The sequence below is a fragment of the Ensifer sp. ENS11 genome, from assembly GCF_014851895.1.
GTDB lineage: Bacteria > Pseudomonadota > Alphaproteobacteria > Rhizobiales > Rhizobiaceae > Ensifer > Ensifer canadensis.
The window spans coordinates 439945-458976 of the sequence record NZ_JACVAN010000002.1 but is presented as its reverse complement, the minus strand read 5'-3'; the positions used below and the strand labels follow the sequence as shown (position 1 = coordinate 458976).

The 19032-nt window shown below is 62.1% G+C and carries 21 protein-coding genes; 8 read left to right on the top strand and 13 right to left on the bottom strand.

The genetic code is table 11. The features are described from left to right. Nucleotides 1–23: 23 nt before the first annotated feature. Together IB264_RS06320 and IB264_RS06315 are read right to left on the bottom strand one after the other, a co-directional pair. Nucleotides 24–353: a hypothetical protein gene (locus IB264_RS06320; protein WP_025426275.1), complete on the bottom strand. Its 330-nt coding sequence runs from the start codon at nucleotides 351–353 to the stop codon at nucleotides 24–26. A 175-nt stretch (nucleotides 354–528) separates the two neighbouring features. Further along, the gene (locus IB264_RS06315; protein ID WP_025426276.1) at nucleotides 529–864 is read right to left on the bottom strand and encodes a hypothetical protein; all 336 of its coding nucleotides are present in this window, start codon (nucleotides 862–864) and stop codon (nucleotides 529–531) included. A 224-nt stretch (nucleotides 865–1088) separates the two neighbouring features. Between IB264_RS06315 and IB264_RS06310 the strand changes: the two genes are divergently transcribed. After that, nucleotides 1089–1691, top strand: coding sequence for a superoxide dismutase (locus IB264_RS06310; RefSeq protein WP_025426277.1), 603 nt, complete (start codon nucleotides 1089–1091; stop codon nucleotides 1689–1691). A 229-nt stretch (nucleotides 1692–1920) separates the two neighbouring features. After that, entirely contained in the window at nucleotides 1921–2805 is an 885-nt protein-coding gene (locus IB264_RS06305) for a metallophosphoesterase (protein WP_025426278.1), read from the top strand. Here the strand turns inward: IB264_RS06305 and IB264_RS06300 are convergent. Then, a complete protein-coding gene (locus IB264_RS06300) occupies nucleotides 2771–3466 on the bottom strand; it encodes a YafY family protein (protein WP_025426279.1) in 696 nt (231 codons plus the stop codon). The genes IB264_RS06305 and IB264_RS06300 overlap by 35 nt on opposite strands. A 132-nt stretch (nucleotides 3467–3598) precedes the next feature. Between IB264_RS06300 and IB264_RS06295 the strand changes: the two genes are divergently transcribed. From IB264_RS06295 to IB264_RS06280, 4 genes are all read left to right on the top strand, one after another. Further along, nucleotides 3599–4237, top strand: coding sequence for a LysE family translocator (locus IB264_RS06295; protein ID WP_025426280.1), 639 nt, complete (start codon nucleotides 3599–3601; stop codon nucleotides 4235–4237). 208 nt (nucleotides 4238–4445) lie between these two features. Next, a complete protein-coding gene (locus tag IB264_RS06290; RefSeq protein ID WP_025426281.1) occupies nucleotides 4446–4892 on the top strand; it encodes a cytochrome c in 447 nt (148 codons plus the stop codon). A gap of 253 nt (nucleotides 4893–5145) precedes the next feature. Continuing rightward, nucleotides 5146–6060, top strand: a complete 915-nt coding sequence (locus tag IB264_RS06285; RefSeq protein ID WP_025426282.1) for a cytochrome c — start codon at nucleotides 5146–5148, stop codon at nucleotides 6058–6060. Between the two features lie 176 nt (nucleotides 6061–6236). Then, the gene (locus tag IB264_RS06280) at nucleotides 6237–6911 is read left to right on the top strand and encodes a nitroreductase family protein (protein WP_025426283.1); all 675 of its coding nucleotides are present in this window, start codon (nucleotides 6237–6239) and stop codon (nucleotides 6909–6911) included. A gap of 221 nt (nucleotides 6912–7132) precedes the next feature. Here the strand turns inward: IB264_RS06280 and IB264_RS06275 are convergent, their stop codons facing one another. The 4 genes from IB264_RS06275 to IB264_RS06260 form a co-directional block, all read right to left on the bottom strand. Then, nucleotides 7133–7714 carry a DJ-1/PfpI family protein gene (locus tag IB264_RS06275; protein WP_025426284.1) on the bottom strand — a complete coding sequence of 194 codons (582 nt, stop codon included), beginning with the start codon at nucleotides 7712–7714 and terminating at the stop codon, nucleotides 7133–7135. A gap of 10 nt (nucleotides 7715–7724) precedes the next feature. Then, nucleotides 7725–8228 carry a GNAT family N-acetyltransferase gene (locus IB264_RS06270; protein ID WP_025426285.1) on the bottom strand — a complete coding sequence of 168 codons (504 nt, stop codon included), beginning with the start codon at nucleotides 8226–8228 and terminating at the stop codon, nucleotides 7725–7727. Nucleotides 8229–8485: 257 nt separating this feature from the next. Then, complete coding sequence (locus IB264_RS06265; protein WP_025426286.1) at nucleotides 8486–8899, bottom strand: helix-turn-helix domain-containing protein; 414 nt, start codon at nucleotides 8897–8899, stop codon at nucleotides 8486–8488. Nucleotides 8900–9011: 112 nt separating this feature from the next. Beyond that, on the bottom strand, nucleotides 9012–9878 hold the full coding sequence (locus IB264_RS06260) for an alpha/beta fold hydrolase (RefSeq protein ID WP_025426287.1): 867 nt from the start codon (nucleotides 9876–9878) through the stop codon (nucleotides 9012–9014). A gap of 394 nt (nucleotides 9879–10272) precedes the next feature. Here IB264_RS06260 and bla point away from each other — a divergent pair, with 394 nt between their 5' ends. Next, nucleotides 10273–11157: a class A beta-lactamase gene (gene bla, locus IB264_RS06255; RefSeq protein WP_025426288.1), complete on the top strand. Its 885-nt coding sequence runs from the start codon at nucleotides 10273–10275 to the stop codon at nucleotides 11155–11157. A 159-nt stretch (nucleotides 11158–11316) separates the two neighbouring features. Here the strand turns inward: bla and IB264_RS06250 are convergent, their stop codons facing one another. The 4 genes from IB264_RS06250 to IB264_RS06235 form a co-directional block, all read right to left on the bottom strand. Then, complete coding sequence (locus IB264_RS06250; protein ID WP_025426289.1) at nucleotides 11317–11778, bottom strand: hypothetical protein; 462 nt, start codon at nucleotides 11776–11778, stop codon at nucleotides 11317–11319. 105 nt (nucleotides 11779–11883) lie between these two features. Further along, the gene (locus IB264_RS06245) at nucleotides 11884–14217 is read right to left on the bottom strand and encodes a glucose/quinate/shikimate family membrane-bound PQQ-dependent dehydrogenase (protein ID WP_025426290.1); all 2334 of its coding nucleotides are present in this window, start codon (nucleotides 14215–14217) and stop codon (nucleotides 11884–11886) included. 350 nt (nucleotides 14218–14567) lie between these two features. After that, a complete protein-coding gene (locus tag IB264_RS06240) occupies nucleotides 14568–14867 on the bottom strand; it encodes a DUF6958 family protein (protein WP_025426291.1) in 300 nt (99 codons plus the stop codon). Next, nucleotides 14851–15411 carry a GFA family protein gene (locus IB264_RS06235; RefSeq protein ID WP_025426292.1) on the bottom strand — a complete coding sequence of 187 codons (561 nt, stop codon included), beginning with the start codon at nucleotides 15409–15411 and terminating at the stop codon, nucleotides 14851–14853. The genes IB264_RS06240 and IB264_RS06235 overlap by 17 nt, the downstream gene beginning before the upstream one ends. Nucleotides 15412–15593: 182 nt before the next feature. On the opposite strand from IB264_RS06235, the gene IB264_RS06230 reads away from it, so the two are divergent. Next, nucleotides 15594–16202, top strand: a complete 609-nt coding sequence (locus IB264_RS06230; protein WP_225906244.1) for a TetR/AcrR family transcriptional regulator — start codon at nucleotides 15594–15596, stop codon at nucleotides 16200–16202. 44 nt (nucleotides 16203–16246) lie between these two features. Here IB264_RS06230 and IB264_RS06225 read toward each other — a convergent pair whose 3' ends face one another. Beyond that, on the bottom strand, nucleotides 16247–17752 hold the full coding sequence (locus tag IB264_RS06225) for a YdiU family protein (RefSeq protein WP_025426294.1): 1506 nt from the start codon (nucleotides 17750–17752) through the stop codon (nucleotides 16247–16249). 161 nt (nucleotides 17753–17913) lie between these two features. Continuing rightward, nucleotides 17914–18870, bottom strand: coding sequence for a homocysteine S-methyltransferase family protein (locus IB264_RS06220; protein ID WP_025426295.1), 957 nt, complete (start codon nucleotides 18868–18870; stop codon nucleotides 17914–17916). Nucleotides 18871–19032: the final 162 nt, after the last annotated feature.

Here is a 19032-nt window from a genome sequence, read left to right as displayed (position 1 = left end):
ACCGTTGGTCCGTGAAAGGCTGCTTAGCGCCCCTGCACGATCTTTATGAGGTTGACCGTAGGTTGGCCGGGGCGGACGTCCGCATACTTCAGCCGGCCCGATGCCAGAGCGCTCGTCAACCGCTTGCAGGTCAACGCCTGGACCTTGTTGATCGGAACGCTCATGATCAACGCGCCAGTTTCGAGGTCGGATTTCGACCATCTCTTGCTGATGCAATCCTTCACAATCGCTCTCTGAAGCGCGGGGCTGCCTTGAACCGCCGTCTGCACCGTCTCATACTCGCGCTGGCTTGGGGCGCAGGAGGCTAGGGTCAAAAGGGTAAACGCGAACGAAGCAATATGGATCGGTTTCATGGCAATCTCCGGTTGGAGAATTGCCGGTAATTGTGGCGGCTGTGATTCGCAACCCTGACGTTGGGCGGTGCGGTTTCCGGCCGGTTGCTCGACGATGAGAGCCGGAAACCGCATGCATGAGCGCTTGTGCGCGCAAGCTCGCGCGGGCCTGCGATCACAGATCGCCGGCGACAGCCTACTTGTCTGCGGCCGGTGCCACGACCGTGACGGTGTCGGCTGCCAGTTCACCGCCGATTTCCACCGTCTTCTTCTGCTTGTCGTAGACGCAGATCTGGGTGACGGCATTTTCGGCGCCCTTGGGCTTGCCCGAGACCAGCGCCAGCCCGAAGCTTTCCGAGCCGAACGGATCGACGACGACGACCGGCTTGTCGAGCGAAGGGGCGGCCGCAATGCACTTCTCCGAAACGTCGGCCCGGAATTCTTCCCAGGCATCGCCTGAGGACGCATGGGCGCCGGTCGCGGCAAATCCGGTTGCTGCCACAAGGGCAAGGGTCAGGATCGGGCGATGCAGCATGTTCAGTCCTTATTCTCAACTGGTTGCAATGGGTGCACGCTGCCCGCGAAACGTGGCGCGAATGTGCTCGGGCCGCGGGCGCTTTCAAAATGATGTTGAAAGTATATTCCGTGGGTTGAGGAAAAATTGGCATCGCATCGGTTGCCTCCGTCAAGGCCGGTGCCTATGTTCCCGCTCACAGATTTCTTTGACGAAATCCCATGCCAAGAGGAGATGCCCACATGGCTTTCGAATTGCCGAACCTTCCCTATGACTACGATGCGCTGGCGCCCTACATGTCGCGCGAGACGCTCGAGTACCACCACGACAAGCACCACCTCGCTTACGTGACCAACGGCAACAAGCTTGCCGAGGAAGCCGGTCTCTCCGACCTCTCGCTCGAGGAAGTCGTCAAGAAGTCCTATGGCACCAACCAGCCGCTGTTCAACAATGCCGGCCAGCACTACAACCACATCCACTTCTGGAAGTGGATGAAGAAGGGCGGCGGCGGCACCAGCCTGCCGGGCAAGCTCGACGCAGCCATCAAGTCGGATCTCGGCGGCTACGACAAGTTCCGTGCCGATTTCATCGCGGCTGGCACCGGCCAGTTTGGTTCGGGCTGGGCATGGCTTTCGGTCAAGAACGGCAAGCTCGAAATCTCCAAGACCCCGAACGGCGAGAACCCGCTCGTTCACGGCGCTTCGCCGATCCTCGGCGTCGACGTCTGGGAACATTCCTATTACATCGACTATCGCAACGCGCGCCCGAAGTACCTCGAAGCGTTCGTCGACAGCCTGATCAACTGGGATTACGTACTCGAAATGTACGAAGCGGCTTCCAAGTAAGCCTTCCCAAGCCTCGACTTCAGGACCCGGCGCTTGCGCCGGGTCTTTTCGTTTGGGGGTGACCGGTGGAGGCGGGATGCTCGGCCGTCACCAACGTGTCATCGCCCGGCGCTACTGCATGTTTCCTTAAATCGTCTTCGATTTAAGGATAAAAACATGCAGCAATTCAAAGTGCTACAGCAACCTTTGCGCATCTAATAGGACGCGCAGCGCTGTAGGGAGAAGCACCATGCACGCAGACACATCACCTCTCCTCCGCTTCGGCGTCATCGCCGACCCGCAATATGCCGCTGTGGAACCGAACCTCGTCCTCGGCCGCTATTATGCCAACAGCCTGACGAAGCTCGCCGAAGCGATCGAGACCTTCAACGCCGAAGACCTCGCCTTCGTGGTGACGCTCGGTGATATCATCGATCGAGGCTGGCAGAGCTTCGATGCGATCCTGCCGCTCTACGACAAGCTTCGTCATCCCAAGCATTTTCTGCTCGGCAATCATGATTTCGGCGTCGATCCGGAGAAGCTCGGGCAGGTTTTCGGCCGGGTCGGCATGCCCTCGCCCTATCAGACATTTGCGATGGCCGACTGGCGGTTCGTGTTGATCGACGGCAACGAGGTCAGCCTTTTCGCCCCGCCACCCGGCGACCCGCGGCGAACCGCAGCCGAGACGTGGATCGAGACGCTGAAATCGCAAGGGGCCGATAACGCCCATCCCTGGAATGCCGCGCTCGGCGACGTGCAGTTCGCCTGGCTGGAGGAGACGCTGCGCAAGGCGGAGGCTGCCGGCGAGCAGGTGGTCGTCATGGGCCACTACCCGGTCTATCCGCCGAACGCCCACAACATGTGGGACAGCCAGCGCATCGTCGATCTCTTCGGTCGTTTCAAAAACGTCGGCGCCTATTTCTGCGGTCACAACCACGACGGCAATTACGGCCTCGCCGACGGCACTCATTTCGTCAATATCAAGGGCATGGTCGAGACGCCGGATACGACAGCCTATGCGATCGTCGAGATCCATGCGGACAGAATGGCAATCCGCGGCTACGGCCGCGAAACGGATCGAACCCTGCAGTTGGAGACGATCATGCCCCGCCTGGTTGTGGCCGCCAGCCGCTGATCCAGAGGTCCCGCAGGCCTTCGCCTTCGCCTGGAAAGAAGTCGTCGGTCGCTTCGCAATGTTCGACCCGATCGGCGCGGAAGTTGCGGATCGCCTGACGCAGCTCGCACCAGGCGACGATATTGGCGGTTTCGGAATAGTAGATCAACGCGACCGGCCGGATCGTCCGCTCGGTGGCGCGGCCGAGTTCGTCGCGATAGTCGATGCCGAGCTTGCGTTCGTCGCGGATCGCGCGACGCACCAGTGCCAGATCGACGCCGGTAGGTGAGGGTGCCACCGTTCCCCAGGCATGCAGCGCCTGTGAGCGAAGCGCAAGCCGCAGCGGTTCTGGCACAGCACCTGTGATCTTCTGATTGACGCGGCCGGCTGCCGCCCTCAGCTCCTCGTCTCCGGTGCGCGCCAGCAGCGCCAGCGCCAGTACGATCGCCTCGGTTTCCTCGATCGAGAACATCAGCGGCGGCAGGTCGAAGCCGGGGCGCAGGATATAACCGATGCCGCGACCACCTTCGATCGGCACGCGCATGGCCTGTAGGGCGGCGATATCGCGATAGATCGAGCGCGGCGTCACCTCCAGCGTCTCGGCCATTTCAGCGGCGGTCACCGGCTTTCGGGCCAGCCGCAGGATCTGGATAATCTCGAACAGGCGCGAGGCCTTGCGCATCGAAAAAACTCCGCTGTTCCAAAACGCTCCTGACAAGACCCTGTCAGTTGGCGACGCTTATAACATTGGGCAACGGATTGAAAAATAAGCAATCCGCTCAGGCAACGATCGAACGGACCTCGGACAACTGACATGAGCTATACGGAAAATCTCTGGCTTTTCTTCACCCTTCTCTTCGGCATCATCATCGTGCCGGGCATGGATATGATCTTCGTGCTGGCGAATTCGCTGACCGGGGGGCGAGCCTCCGGCCTGTCGGCGACGGCCGGTATCATGGCGGGCGGTGTCCTTCACACCCTCTACGCGGCGCTCGGGGTCAGCGTCATCCTTCATCTGGTGCCGCAACTGTTCAACGTGCTGCTCATCGGCGGTGCCGCCTATATCGCCTGGATCGGCTATTCCCTCATCCGCAGTTCCATCACCATCGGCGGTATCGACGGCGCCGCGCGGCTGTCGCGCTGGGCGAGCTTTCGTCAGGGCGCACTCACCAGCCTGATGAACCCGAAGGCCTATCTCTTCATGCTGGCGGTCTATCCGCAGTTTCTCAAACCCCAATTCGGGCCGGTATGGTCGCAGGCGGCGGTCATGGCGTTGATGATCGCCACCACCCAGCTTGCCGTCTATGGCGGCTTGGCGCTCGCCGCCGGTCGCGGCCGCGACTTTCTCGTCGGCAGCCCCGGTGCGACGGTTCTGATCGGCCGTATCGCCGGCGTTGTTCTGGTGCTGGTCGCAGCTTTCACCGTCTGGCAGGGCTGGGCCGGCGGACGGTAGAGCCGTCACGTACAAACATGACTGCCGTAGTCATGTTATTGGAACGACGCGGTCGAGACGATCAAGAATCGCGCGGCCGCGTCAAATTATGCTGTTGTGACAAGGACATCAAAAAAATGTTACTTCCGTCGAAAGGCTAAAATGACATCATGCCGGCGCATTCAACACGAAGGCCGCAGATGCGGATTCGAATGACCGGGAGATCACGATGAAGATACGCGCTCTAATGCTTGCGGCCGCCCTCGCTGGGCTTGGCGTTACCGCCGTGACCGCGGCTGACGAACCGCAGGCGGTTCGTCAGGCCCTGATGAAGAAGGTTGGTCAGGCTGCTGGTGCGCTCGGTGGTATCGCCAAGGGCGAAAAGCCTTATGACGCTGAGATCGTCAAGGCGTCGCTGACGACCATCTCCGAGACGGTCAAGGTCTTCCCGGACCATTTCCCGGCCGGTTCCGAAACCGGTTTGGAGACGGAAGCAAGCCCGAAGATCTGGGAGAACATGGACGATTTCAAAGCCAAGGCGGCCAAGCTTGGTTCTGACACCGACGCCGTGCTCGCCCAGCTTCCGGCCGATCAGGCTGGCGTCGGTGCGGCACTCGGCATGCTCGGCAAGGATTGCGGCAGCTGTCATGAGACCTATCGCCTGAAGAAGGACTGACGGTAGGTCGTTCTCCCCGAAATTCTCAGACGATGCGCCGACTGTTTCGGCGCATCATCGCGCTGTTGCCGCAGTAAGGTTGTGGCTTGTCACGCAGTTTTGAGTGTGAGCGAACCTACTGCATGTTTCCTTAAAACGTATCCGATTCAAGGATAAAAACATGCAGCAATTCAAAGTGCTACAGCGGCCTTGGCGCGTCTGATAAGACGCGCGGCGCTGTAGCGGGTTGGGGATGCAGTTGAAAGGAAGCCTGATGGGCCGACGGATTAGAAAGCTGGTCTCGGGTCTCGTGATTCTGGGCCTTGTCGGCGGTGCGGCCTTTTGGTGGCTGACCAAGCCCGCGCCCTGGGCGGCGGCTCATTGGGAGGGTCTCGGAGAGCCAGATCTGACCAATGGCGAGCAGATTTTCTGGGCCGGCGGCTGCGTCAGCTGCCATGCAAAGCGCGGCAGCGAGGGTGACGCCCGGCTGGTTCTTGCCGGCGGGCCGCCGCTAAAAAGCCCATTTGGCACCTTCCACGCGCCGAATATCTCGCCTGACGAAGCGGCCGGTATCGGCGGATGGACGCTTGCGGAATTCGGCAACGCCATGACGCGGGGCGTCGGTCGAAACGGCGAACATCTCTATCCGTCCTTCCCCTACGCCTCCTACATCAGGATGACGCCGAAGGATGTCAACGACCTCTGGGGCTACATCAAGACGCTGCCGAAGGCGAGCGACGTTGCGCCGGACCACGAGCTGCCGTTCCCCTATAATATGCGGTTGGCGCTCGGCGGCTGGAAGCTGCTGTTCCTCACCGACACCCCACGCGTGACCATCGATGCCGCCGATCCGAAGCTGACGCGCGGCCAATATCTGGTCGAAGGGCCGGGTCATTGTGGCGAGTGCCATACGCCACGAAACGCGCTTGGTGGCTTCGAGCCGGCCCAGTGGCTGGCTGGCGCGCCGAACCCGGAAGGTAAGGGACGCATCCCCGACATCACGCCGGGCTCGAAGAGCATCGGCGGCTGGAGCGCCTCCGACATCGCCTCCTATCTCGAAACCGGTTTCACGCCGGAATTCGATTCCGTTGGTGGCTCCATGGTCGAAGTCCAGAAGAATATGGCGAAGTTGACCGCTGCCGACCGCGAGGCGATTGCCGCCTATCTCAAGGCCGTTCCCGCACTCTGAAGCGTAGTCCGGGCCGCTTGATTCCGGGTGGTCGGCACGCTCTAACGTCTCCTGGAACTACTGCATGTTTCCTTAAATCCTATTCGATTTAAGGATAAAACATGCAGCCATTCAAAGTGCTGAAGCGACCTTGGCGCGTCTGATAAGACGCGCGCCGCTGTAGGAGAAGACTTGCCATGCGTGCTCATGAAACCGTGCCCTACGACCAATGGATCGAGCGCAGCCCCGAGGAGATGGCAGCGCGTGCGGCTGAATTCTACGAGGACATCAACCGCCGCCGCACCACGCGCTCCTTCAGCGAAAGGCCGGTGCCGAGCGCGGTGATCGAGACCTGTCTGCTGGCAGCCGGCACCGCCCCGAGCGGCGCGAACCACCAGCCCTGGCATTTCGCGGTCATCGAAAGCCCTGGCATCAAGGCGAAGGTGCGTGAAGCCGCCGAAGAGGAGGAGCGCGTCTTCTATCAGCAGAAGGCCCCGCAGGAGTGGCTCGACGCGCTGGCGCCGCTTGGCACCGATGAGGACAAGCCGTTTCTGGAGACGGCGCCCTACCTGATTGCCATCTTCTCGCAGAAGCGTGGTGGCCCCAATCCGGGCGACACGAAGAAGAACTACTACATCAACGAAAGCGTCGGCATTGCCACCGGCATTCTGATCGCGGCGCTGCACCATGCCGGGCTCGCGACACTGACCCATACGCCGGCGCCGATGAATTTTCTCAACGAAATCTGCGGACGGCCGGACAGCGAAAAGCCGTTTCTGATCCTGGTGGTCGGTTACCCCGCGCCCGACGCGACCGTGCCGGTGGCCGGCAAGGTGAAGAAGCCGCTTGAGCAGATATCGACCTGGTTGTGATCGCCGAAGCATGTCGCGCAAAAGTGTTCAGCGGTTTTGCGATGCCGACAGGCGCAAAAGACAAAGATTTTGAAGCGCGGCAAGCGAATCCTACTGCATGTTTCCTTAAATCCTATTCGATTTAAGGATTAAAACATGCAGCCATTCAAAGTGCTACAGCGACCTTTGCGCGTCTAATAAGACGCGCGGCGCTGTAGAGATCGTGATGCGCTTTAACTTGCTCATGCGGCTGTCGTTGCTGCCGCATGTTCCCGGCCATAAAGCGCTGCATAGCCGTCGAGTTCGGGCGAGCCGAGACCGAGCGCGCGAAAGATCTCGACCGCAAAGGTGACCGGCGCCGTGCCGGCAGCCGTGACCACACGGTTGTGGCTGAGAGCCTGCGGCTGATCGCGATAGGAGCCGTGTCCGTGATAGCCGCGGAGTGACGCAAGGCTGTCCGCGCTGTTTCCGGTGTGATCCGTGGCGTCGAGAATTCCGCTCGACGCCAGCGCATCGACGCCGCCGCAGATGGCGGCGACCAGCCGTTCCTGCCGATGGAAGGAGCGGATCGTGGTGGAGAGGTCGGGGGCGTCGGCGGTTCCCCAGATCGCGCCGCCGCAGATCACCAGGCCATCGAAGCCCGCGGGGTCGAGCGCGTCGATCGACAGATGCGCGGAGACGTCGAGCCCGCCCATCGACGTGACTGCCGCGCCGTCCAGGGTGGCGACGTCGATATCGACGCCGAGGTGAGCGCGCGCCGTCGCCATCAACAACGCGCATTCCCAATCCGCAAACCCTTCATGAAGCACGATTGCAAGCCGCATCGCCTCATCCTCAGCCAAGTTTCTGCATATAGCGCATGCCCGTTACCGGGCGAGGTACGAAGCGCTCGGATTCGTAGAAGTGATGGGCCTTGAAATTACCCGTGGCGGCGCTGACCGACAGGTAATCGCAGCCGGCCATCTTCGCCTGTTCGCGCGCCTTGGCGACGAGGTGGCGGCCGATGCCGGTGCCGCGATTGTCGGAGCGCACGAAGAGATGATGCAGCTCCATGCCGCGCGCGCCTTCCGCAGCCCGGTAGATCGGCACGAGGATGGCGTAGCCGATCAGTCGGTTGCCGGCCTCCGCGACAAGCGCGGTGATCCAGGGCGTGCGACCGAAGAGGTCGCGCTCGAGCTGCTCCGGCGTGATCGGGGCTGCGTCGCCGTGATGGGCGGCGAGTTCCGCGATCATTTCGCGCAGTTCGGGAAGGTCGCGCTGTTTGGCGCAACGGATCGTCACCATCGGCGGCCGCGTCGATGGCAGAGGATGGAGAGAGGGGATGGCGGTCTGTAGCATTGTCGGCTCCTCATGGTTCTCTAGCCATCAGGTGCCGTGAAAAACAAAAGCCGCCTGATGGCGGCCTTGTTGAAATTGATCAGCAGGCCGCTCCTATGGGAACAGCCAAAAATACGCGCGGCAGATGGGTGCGTTCTTGATCATGTGCGTAGATTGTCCGTTTCCGCGCTTTTGTCAACGGGGATTTTTGCACTGAGTTGGAGACGGGTCGCGACTCCGTTCGAAGTCGGCCCAAGTCTGCAGCCTCGCGCCGGCGCTCAATGGTCGCTGTCGCACATGGAATGGTCTGCAAGCGCACGGATGACGTAGCAATCGCCGATCGTGTGGTCGCCGTTGCAGGCGACGATGCGCTCGAGCTCGCGTTCCAGTTTCTGCAACTGGGCGATTTTCTCCCGCACGGTGATCAGGTGTTCCCTGGCGATACGGTCTGCTTCGCCGCAGGGGCGCTCCGGATGCTGGCTCAAGGCCAGCAGATCGCGGATCGATTCGATCGAAAGCCCCAGATCGCGTGCATGGCGGACGAAGGCGAGACGTTCGAGTTCGCGTTTCTCGTAGCGCCGCTGGTTGCCTTCGGAGCGTTCCGGGGCCGCAATCAACCCCATCTGCTCGTAGTAGCGGATTGTCGGAATTTTTACGCCCGTGCGGCGGGAGAGATCGCCGATCGAATACATGTCCATGCTCCAAACCTATAGCTTCTGGAGCATTAGATAATCGCTTTCCGGCGACGGTCAATGTGGGGCTGGGAGGAAAGGCCCGATCGGGCCTTTCCCTTGGCGATGCCGGTTAGCGTGCGAGAAGGGCAAGCAGCGTCTCGTCGAAGAGATCGCTTTCCTCAAGCTGCGGTGTGTGGCCGCTTTTTTCGAACATGCGGACCGTCAGATCCGGAAAGTCCCGGCGATAGGCGTCCCAGGTCTCGGCCGGCGCAACGAGATAATCGCATTGCCCGAGTGCCAAGAGCACCGGCATCGCAAGCCGGTCGAGCCCGTCCCGAATATCGATGTCGCGAAACACTTCGCCCCAGAGATGGTCGAAGACGGGATTGTTGACGGTGACATCACGCCATAGCGGTGCCGCGTCGAAGGCGGGTAGATGCCAGCTCTTGGCGCCAAGACGGATGAGCAGCGACTTGAACCGCTCCTCCGGTCGGGCGGCGATATCGGTGCCAAGTTCGGCCATCTCGCGCTCGAAGATCGCCTTGCGCTCCGGCGCGACCAGCTCCTCCCACCGGCGATCGGCAAGCGCCGTATGCGCGGCGGAATGGCTCGGTCCGGTGCCGACCATGATCACGTGGCTGATATTCTGGGGATGGCGTTTGGCGTATTCGAGCGCCATGTAGCCGTGGCCGGAGTGCCCGAGGACGGCGAAGCGATCGAGACCGAGATGCCGGCGCATCCACTCGATATCGTCGAGGACCACGTCGAAGCCGATATCATCGCGCGTGTAGGACGCATGCGCCGGCGCGAAGCCGCGGTGATCGATGAAATGGAGCTTTGTCCGCTGGCGCAGTTGCTTCGAGAAGGTACTGGGATAGTAGGCGGCGCTGCCAATGACGAGCAGCGGCATGCCGCTGCCCTCGATGCGATAGCCGAGCTCGAACGGACCGGCGCGCAGGCTACCGGTTTCAGGCAGGGATGAACTGGTCGTTGTCATGGATATGATCCTGCAAACGGCCGGAGAACGATGGCTCAATGGTTGGCGCTCTCATCGGCCTTAAAAAAATGCCCACGCCAAACGGTGCCGCGAGGCGGCCTTGGCGTCGGTGGTTCTTTCTTGCCGGTGAGCGTCGCTAACGGATCAGGCGCACGGATCAGTATCCCTGTTTTGTTGCGACTTCATACCAGTCCGCTCTGTTGAGCCGCAACCGTCGAATCGAGACATTCGGGCCGTCATCCTCTCATTCGAAAAAAGGTGGCACAAGGACGCCACAATCACCGCCTAGCGATCTGCACGGCACTCGATTCGGCCCAGCGTCGATCCGAATGCATGTTTTGCAACAGTTAGTTAGAGCGTCGGCATATATGCGTGGCGCACGACGGAGGAACACGTGCCGCTGCTCATCAATCGCCGCCAATTGCTCGTCGGCTCCGCGCTGATCTATCCGGCAATCGCCCTCGGCCCGGCCGCAAAAGCCGCCACCGGCGGCGATGTCGATACACGCCTTGCCGAACTCGAAAAGCGCACGGGCGGACGGCTTGGCGTTTCCGTTCTCGATATGGAAACCAACGTGTCGTTCGGCCGCCGCGAGAGCGAGCGTTTCGCCATGTGCTCGAGCTTCAAGACGCTGGCGGCGGGATTCGCGCTCGCCCGTGCGGATCAGGGCGCCGAAAAGCTTGATCGCCGTATCGTCGTTGCGCAGAAGGATATCGTCGCCCATTCGCCGGTAACCGAGAAGCATGTCGGCGGCGAGGGCATGACGATCGCCGAACTCTGTGCCGCGACGTTGACGACAAGCGACAACGCGGCGGCAAACCTTTTGCTGGAAAATTTCGGCGGTCCGCCGGCGCTGACCGCCTGGTTGCGCACGATCGGCGATGAGACCACGCGCCTCGACCGGAACGAGCCCGCACTCAACGAGGCGAAAGTGGGTGACCCACGCGACACGACCACGCCTGCCGCAATGCTGGAGACGCTCGGCAATCTTGCTTTCGGCCCCGTGCTGGCGGAAGCGTCGCGCAAGCTGTTGATCGAGTGGATGGTCGCCAATACCACTGGCGACCTGCGCATCCGCGCCGGCCTGCCGAAGGCCTGGAAGGTCGGCGACAAGACGGGAACCAACGGCAACGGCGCCGCGTCTGACATCGCCATCGTTTGGCCCGAGGGTAGGGGACCGCTCCTGATCGCGGTCTACATCGCTGAGGCGACGGCGCCGCTGGCTGAGCTGAACACCGTCTTTGCCGATGTCGGCCGGATGGCGGCGGAGATGGTCTAACCGCCGATCGTCAGGTGAGCACTGGTCATGGCGTCTTCAGCTGTCTTCAATCTGATAACCTGGCCGCTGCGACGTCCAGCATTGTTATAGTCAAGGCGATCTACAGCATTCCGGGCATGAAGCCCCAGAAATGTCGTCGCGTTGAAGCTTGCAGGCGATTCATGCGGCGCTTCCGTCGGCGATATCGGATGCGGTATCGTCGCGCTGCTGGTCGATGCCCATCGCGCGTTCGACCGCCTTGCGGATTTCCTCCTCGATCGCTTCGCGCTGCTCCGGATCCATCGCCTTCAGCTCGTCTTCGGTGATGCCATGCGCTTCCAGGATCTGTGCACGGATCTGTTCCGCCAGGCTCATCTTGGCGCGTTTCAGGAATTCGTCGCTGACTGAATCGCCGGAGGCGGTCTGTTCGCCGCTTCCGATCGAAGGCTTGGCCTCTTCTTCCCGGGATGCGCTGATCCAGAAGGCGTTCGATAGCGAGGCCGACGTGGATGCCGGCGCAATGGTCGGCGAGAGCCGCGGGCGCGTGTCACCGCCGCCAGTTTCTTCGAGCGGCATGACCGTTCCCGATTGGGCACGGCGCTGCGAGAAATAATAGTTGGAGATGCTGCTATCGATCTTCATGGGAAGCCCCCGGAATCTGCTGTCCGGGGGAGGCTGCTTCTGGTGGCTTGCGCGGGGCTTGCCGATGCAACCCATTAGCGAGAATTAGGGATGCCTTTTCGCGTTTTAGGGTAGGGTATAGGCGATGACGTAGTCTCCGGGCTTTGTGCCGACCGAGCCGTGGCCGCCGGCGACGATCACCACATATTGCTTGTCGCCGACCGTGTAGCTCATCGGCGTCGACTGGCCGCCGGCCGGAAGGCGCGCCTCCCAGAGCTGTTCGCCGGTCGTCACGTCATAGGCGCGCAGATAATCGTCGACTGCCGCCCCAAGGAAGGCGACGCCGCCCTTGGTGATCATCGGTCCGCCGATGCCGGGAACGCCGACTTTGAAGGGCAGCGGCAAAGGCGTCATGTCCTCGACGGTGCCGTTCTTGTGTTTGTAGGCGATCTTGCCGGTCCTGAGGTCGGCACCGGCAACATAGCCCCATGGCGGCGCCTGGCAGGGGATTTTTAGCGGGCCGAGGAACGGGCCCATGAAGACGCCATAGGGCGCGCCGTCGTTGCGGTTGAGGCCTTGCTCGGATCCCTTTTCGTCCTGGCCCTTCGGCGGGATCTGATCGCGCGGAACGAGACGAGAGGTGAAGGCGAGGTAGGTCGGCATGCCGAACATCACCTGTCGCTCCGGGTCGACCGCGACCGAGCCCCAGTTGAACGTGCCGAAGTTGCCGGGATAGACGAGCGTTCCCTCAAGCGACGGCGGCGTATAGCGACCCTCGTATTTCAACGAGCGGAACGATATGCGGCAGGCGAGCTGATCGAACATCGTCACGCCCCACATGTTCCGCTCTTGCAGCGGGGCGGGCATGAAGGTCAGGCCGGAGACCGGCTGGGTCGGTGCGGTAAAATCTTCCGGGATTGCGCCCTTGGGTGCCGCGACTTCCGCAATCGGGATGATCGGCTCGCCGCTCCGTCGATCGAGCACATAGATGTCGCCCTGCTTCGTCGGACCGACGAGTGCCGGCACGACCGTGCCATCCTCCTTGGTGACGTCGAGCAGTGCCGGTTGTGCGGGCACGTCCATGTCCCAGAGGTCGTGGTGCACCGTCTGTTGCACCCAACGCACAGCACCGGAGTTGATATCGAGCGCGACGATGGAGGAGGAATATTTCTCCACGTGCTCGCTGCGCCCCATGCCGAGCTGGTCCGGCACCTGGTTGCCCATGGGAATATAGACGAGGCCAAGGCCCTCGTCGTAGCTGAATACCGACCAGCTGTTGGGCGAGTTGGTGCTGTAGGTCTGGCCCTCGGCAAGCGGCGTCGCTACATCGGGATTGCCGCTGTCCCAGTTCCAAATGAGCGCGCCGGTGTTGATGTCGAAGGCGCGGATGACGCCGGATTGCTCCTGGGTGGAATAGTTGTCGTTGACGGCGCCGCCAATGATCAGCTTTCCGGCAACCGCAACCGGCGGCGAGGTCGAGTAGTAATAACCGGCCGGATTGTATTTCATGCCCTTTTCGAGGTGCAGCACACCGTTGTCGGCAAAGCCGGTGCAGACGGCGCCGGTTGCCGCATCGAGCGCGATCAGGCGGGCATCGGATGTCGGCAGATAGACCCGCTCGGCGCAGACGCTGCCGGCGGTTGCCGCCGGGTCGGCCCAATAGGTGACGCCGCGGCAGGTCTGGTGCTGCCGGTCAGGGTTCATGCCGGAGTTGCTGTCATATTTCCACTTCTCTTCGCCGGTCGCCGCGTCAAGCGCGATCGCCCAGTTGTGCGGCGTGCAGGCAAAGAGCGTGTCCTTCACCTTGATCGGCGTCACCTGATAGGTGGTCTCGCCCACGTCTTCGGGGCGTTTGATGTCGCCCGTCTGATATTGCCAGGCGACCTTGAGATTGGCGACATTTTCGGGCGTGATCTGATCGAGCGGCGCATAACGCTGACCGAATGGCGTGCGCCCGTATTGATGCCATTCTCCTGATGGTACGTTGCCGCCGAGAGGCGGATTGGCGGCGACCACGTCGCTCGGCAGATCGCCGCGGATGTCGTGCGGATCCTGGGTCATCGAGTAGCCGGCAATGCCGATCGACACGAGCACGGCAAGCGCCAGCGGCCAGGCACTGGCGGCATACCGTTCTCCTGTCGGGCTCTCAAATCCGAGCGGACGCCGGACCGCCGGTAGCATCAGCCACAGGCCGAGCAGCACGATGATGCCGCCACGAGGGCCCAGTTGCCACCAGTCGAAACCGACTTCCCAGACGGCCCAGGTGAGCGAGCCAAGGATGACGAGCGTATAAAGCCAGATGGCGGCGGCCTTGCGCATGAAGAGAAGGATGGCCGTCAGCAGGAAGCCGATGCCGGCGATGAGATAATAGGGACTGCCGCCAAGCATCAGGAGCTTGGCTCCGCCGCCGCCGAGCGCAAGGCCAATGAGGGCGAAGACGATGGCCGCCAGAATGAGCATGGTGGGAACTCCCGAATTGAAGAACGGCGCCGTGGCACGGCTTTTTCATTGAGGCGGCGCGAATGAGCGGCCGCGCGGGAAAAAATCGGTTTCGGGGTCGGCGGTCGCGAAGGAGGCCGCGGCCGTCAGATCGGGCTTGGGCAAGTCACGCGACTGCCCGCCCCCTAGCACCTAACGCGCCGGTCCTGCCTTTCAATAGCCATAATTTCGCAGCGCAAAAAATTAGGGTGCCCGCAATGAAGTTGCGCGCCGAGGGATCGAGTGACGCTTTGCTGCTTTGATGTGAGGGGGCAGCCGTCGTCACGCGGCAGACGATCACTGTCGCGCGCTCACCGCGCGGTCTCGGCTGACTAAGCGAGCCGAAGGCGCAGCGGTTTGGTGTTTTCCCGACGCAGCACGCCCTTGGCCTCGAGATCGAGCTGGACGGCCTTCAGCCACCAACCGGCCTTCGCGCCGCCTGGAAAAAGATCGTCCGGCAGCAATGGCAGCAGCTTCTGCTTGGCTTCCGCGATCGTGAGGGCGGACTGCTCACGCGATAGGGCGGTGAGAAGCGCATCCTTCATTGCATCGTACTTCACCTTGTCGACACGTGTGACGTGTCCTGGGGAAACGATGTTCTGGATCTCGACCTTTTCACGTTCCATGGCCATCAAGCTCTCCCTTGACATAGTCGATCTTCGGGGACCGGAAAGCCATTGCCGCCCAGGCGCCGATCAGCTTCAGCATGGATTTTCCGGAATGACCGGCGTAGCTCGGCAGGTCGTTCTTGACGCTGACATCTGCCCGGCGGTCCCGCGTCATTACCCGCATCTGCAGGGGTGGGCGGGCGTCCTTGTCGAGACGATGCCGGTAGAGCGTCAGCCAATGGCCGCTGGTAAACTCGAGAAACATCGGCGCATTGCAGCAGGTGGCGACGACACGGCGGGTCTTCGACGTCGGCGTCAGCCGGTGCTCGCGAAGCTGATCGGCCCCACGCACGCAGTCTATCCGATCCTTGCGGAAGAGCACGAAGTCCGTGGACCCATCGCTGTTGAGTACTGGTGCGGCGCCGGGTATTGCCTCGAGCAGTGCGCCTGCCTTCCGGCAGCTCGCGCAATAGCAGGCGGTCGCCACGATCGGCCTGCCGACGGCGTGCATCTGCACCCGCCCGCAGTTGCATTGCGCATTCAAGGTCCGGTTTTCGCTCTTGCTCACCCGCCGTCTCCGCCTTCATAAGAAATCAAACTGTACCGTCCAGTTTGATTTGTCAATGCGGTCGTGCTACTGCGACCTTTGCGCGCCTAATAAGACGCGCGGCGCTGTAGTCAGGAACTTGTGCTATCGCGTGCTCATCTGAGAGGTCGTGGTTGAGAATGACGAATCCCGTCGAGACGCGAATGACGAGAAAGCGCCAGTCCATCCTGACTGCCGCCACTGAGCTGTTTCTGCAGCGCGGGTTCCTCGCGACCAACATGGACGAGGTGGCGGCGATGGCCGTCGTGTCGAAACAGACCGTTTATGCCCACTTCGGAACCAAGGAGGCGCTCTTCCTCGATATTGTCACCGGCATGACGGGCGTGGCCGGTGATGAGCTGGAGGAGCAGGTCGCCGATCCCATAGATGGGCGCCCGATCGAGGATTTTCTGCTCGATTTCGCCGAGCAGCAGCTGGCGATCGTCATGACGCCGCGGCTGATGCAACTGCGGCGCCTGGTGATTGGCGAGGCGGAACGCTTTCCGGAATTGGGCAAAAGACTGCATGCGAAGGGGCCGCGTCGTTCGATCGACAGGCTCAGAAAGGCCCTTGCTCATTACCGCGAGGCCGGCGATGTCGAGGCGCAGGACCTGCGCGCCGCTGCGTCCTTCTTCAACTGGCTGGTGATGGGCGAGCCCGTCAACGATGCCATGCTGCTCGGCGATCGGGCGATTCCCGATGCCGGTGCTCTTCGCGCCCACGCAAGGGAAAGCGTGCGGATATTCCTGTCGGCCTATGGCCGAAAGCCATAGGCCACGACTACCGGGCGCGCGCACTATGCTGCCGTCGATTTACCTCACGTGCCGCAGAAGGTTTGCCGCACTTCCTCTTCCGGCTGCGGCGGATCGGCATAGGCGGTAAAACGCGGCTGGTCTTCGTAGGGCTTGGACGTCACGTCGACGAGCGCTTCGAACAGCGAGAAGTCGGCATCTTCCGTCGCTGCTGCAATCGCCTGTTCGATACGGTGGTTGCGCGGAATATAGGCCGGGTTGACCGCCCTCATTGCCACGGTGCGCTCGCCTGCTGCGCCGGGCTCTCGCTCCAGGCGCTGTCGCCAATCGGCAAGCCATGAGGCAATCCTGGCAGGGTCGGTGAACAGGGATATCAGGGCAGCGTCCGCCGCTGGATCGGCCGCACAGTCGCAAAGCCGGCGGAAGGTGAGGATGAAGTCGGCTTCACCGTGATGCATCGCCGTCAGCAGCGCCTGGACGAGATCAAGGTCGCCTTCCTCCTCGCCGACAAGCCCGATCTTGCGGCGCATGCCGTCGAGCCAATGCCGCTGGAAGATCGCGCCATATTCGCCGAGCGCATCGTTCGCGAGATCGACCGCGGTCGCCGCCACCGGATCAAAGAGCGGCACCAGCGTCTCGGCAAGCCTCGTCAGGTTCCATTGGCCGATCGCCGGCTGGCTCGCATAGGCGTAGCGTCCGAACTGATCGATCGAGGAGAACACCTTCTTCGGATCGTAGGCATCCATGAAGGCGCAGGGGCCGAAGTCGATGGTCTCACCCGAGATCGTCATGTTGTCGGTGTTCATGACGCCATGGATGAAGCCGACATGCAGCCAGCGGGCAATCAATACCGCCTGCCGCGCGACCACCGCCTTGAAGAAGGCGAGATAGGGGCGCTCGTCATCCCGTACCTCCGGGTAGTGGCGGTCGATCGCATAGTCGGCCAGGGCCTGGACCGAAGCCATGTCGCCGCGCGCCGCAAAAAACTGGAAGGTGCCGACGCGGATGTGACTTGCCGCAACACGGGTAAAGACGGCACCCGGCAGGATCTGCTCGCGATAAACAGGTTGGCCGGTTACCACGGCGGCAAGCGCTCGCGTCGTCGGGATGCCGAGCGCGAACATGGCTTCGCTGACGATGTATTCACGCAGCACCGGGCCAAGCGCTGCCCGCCCGTCGCCGCGTCGCGAGAACGGGGTCTGTCCCGGTCCCTTCAGCTGGATGTCACGCCTCTGCCCGTTCCGATCGATGACCTCGCCAAGAAGGATCGCGCGGCCATCGCCGAGCTGCGGCACGAAGGTGCCGAACTGGTGGCCGGCATAGGCCATGGCGAGCGGCGCGGCACCGGCAGGCACGCTGTTGCCGGAAAAGATCTGCCCGCCGTCGCGCCCGAGACTGTCGACGTCGAGGCCGAGTTCTTCGGCAAGCGGCCGGTTGAGCTTGATCAGCCAGGGTTCGGCAACCGGTGTCGGGTCGACACGGGCGAAGAACTGCTGCGGCAACCGCGCAAAACTGTTGTCGAAGCGAAAGACGTCGGTTTCGGCGGTCGGCGAAGGAGGCGCGTAGTTCATGGTTCTGCGGTCAGCGGTTTCTGCCGGGACTTCCGGCCACCGCCCTTTCGCGCCAAGTCTACACGAGCTGTCCCCGTTTCGCGAGGGTTGACAGACGAGGCGGCGCCCTCCCGCGAGAGGTCGTTCGCGGGAGGGCCGGGAGGGCGAGTACCGTCTTCGTTTCAGGCGCTAAGCGCCGTCGGCGATAGGCAGGCCTCGCAAATCGCCGCGATATGGCGGTGGTCGGTGCCGCAGCAGCCACCGAGAACGCGCAGTCGCGGCAAACGATCGGTCAGCATCCGATACTGCTGGCCGAGCGCCGTCGGATCGCCGGGATCGAGCGTCTCGCTTTCGTCGAGCTCGCTGTGGCTTTTCGTCGAGGCATTGGCGCGGATGCCGCCGATCCTGTGGACCCAGGCGCTACCGGCATCGAGACTCGCGTCGAAGTGGTCGGGATGGGCGCAATTGATCATGTAGTATTGCGGAAACCGGCCGGTCGCCGCATCGACGGTCTCGATCGCATCCTTGAGCGCGCGGCCGTTCGGCAGCCGCCCGTCTGTCTCCACCGTAAACGAGATGGCGCAGGGCATGCCGTGGCTCTGCGCCGAGCGGGCGATGCCGATTGCCTCGTCGATATTGGTGATCGTATAGGCGCAAATCATGTCGGCGTCGCTGACGGCGAAGGCAGCGACCTGTGCGGCATGATAATCCTCGGCCTCGTCAGGGCTCATGCGACCAGCCCTGTAGCCGTCGCCACGCGGGCCGATCGCACCGCTGAGCACGATCGGGGCCCGCGGCCGCTCGTACTCGGCGCGCAGTTCCGTCAGCAAATAGACGGCATCCTGGTTCAGTTCGGCGAGCGCCCTGGCATCATAGCCAAGCTTGGCGCCCCAGTCGGCGCTCGCACGCCAGGTCGCAGAGTCGAGCACGAAGCCAGTGCCGTGGTGTTGTGCGATGTCGAGATAGCGCGTGTAGTAGTTTAGCAGCCGCCGTCGTCCTTCGGACGTCGACAGCAGGACGAAGGAGGCAAAGTGCGGGAGCTCGACGCCTTCGTGAAAGATCAGCGTCGTTTCCATGCCGCCGTCGCTGAGAAAGGTTGCACCTTTCATGAGCGGCAGGCTGCGTCGGTATTTGGCCATGTCGGTCTCCACCCGTTTTTTGCTAGCGTTGGATCCCGGCGGAGCGCTCCCATTCCCGCAAGGATGGTTAAATTTCTGCCTTTTTATCGTCTTCTAAACTAGGCGACTTAAGGTATACTATTGCTAATATACGTAAATATCTCAGTGAAATCATAGGCTTGC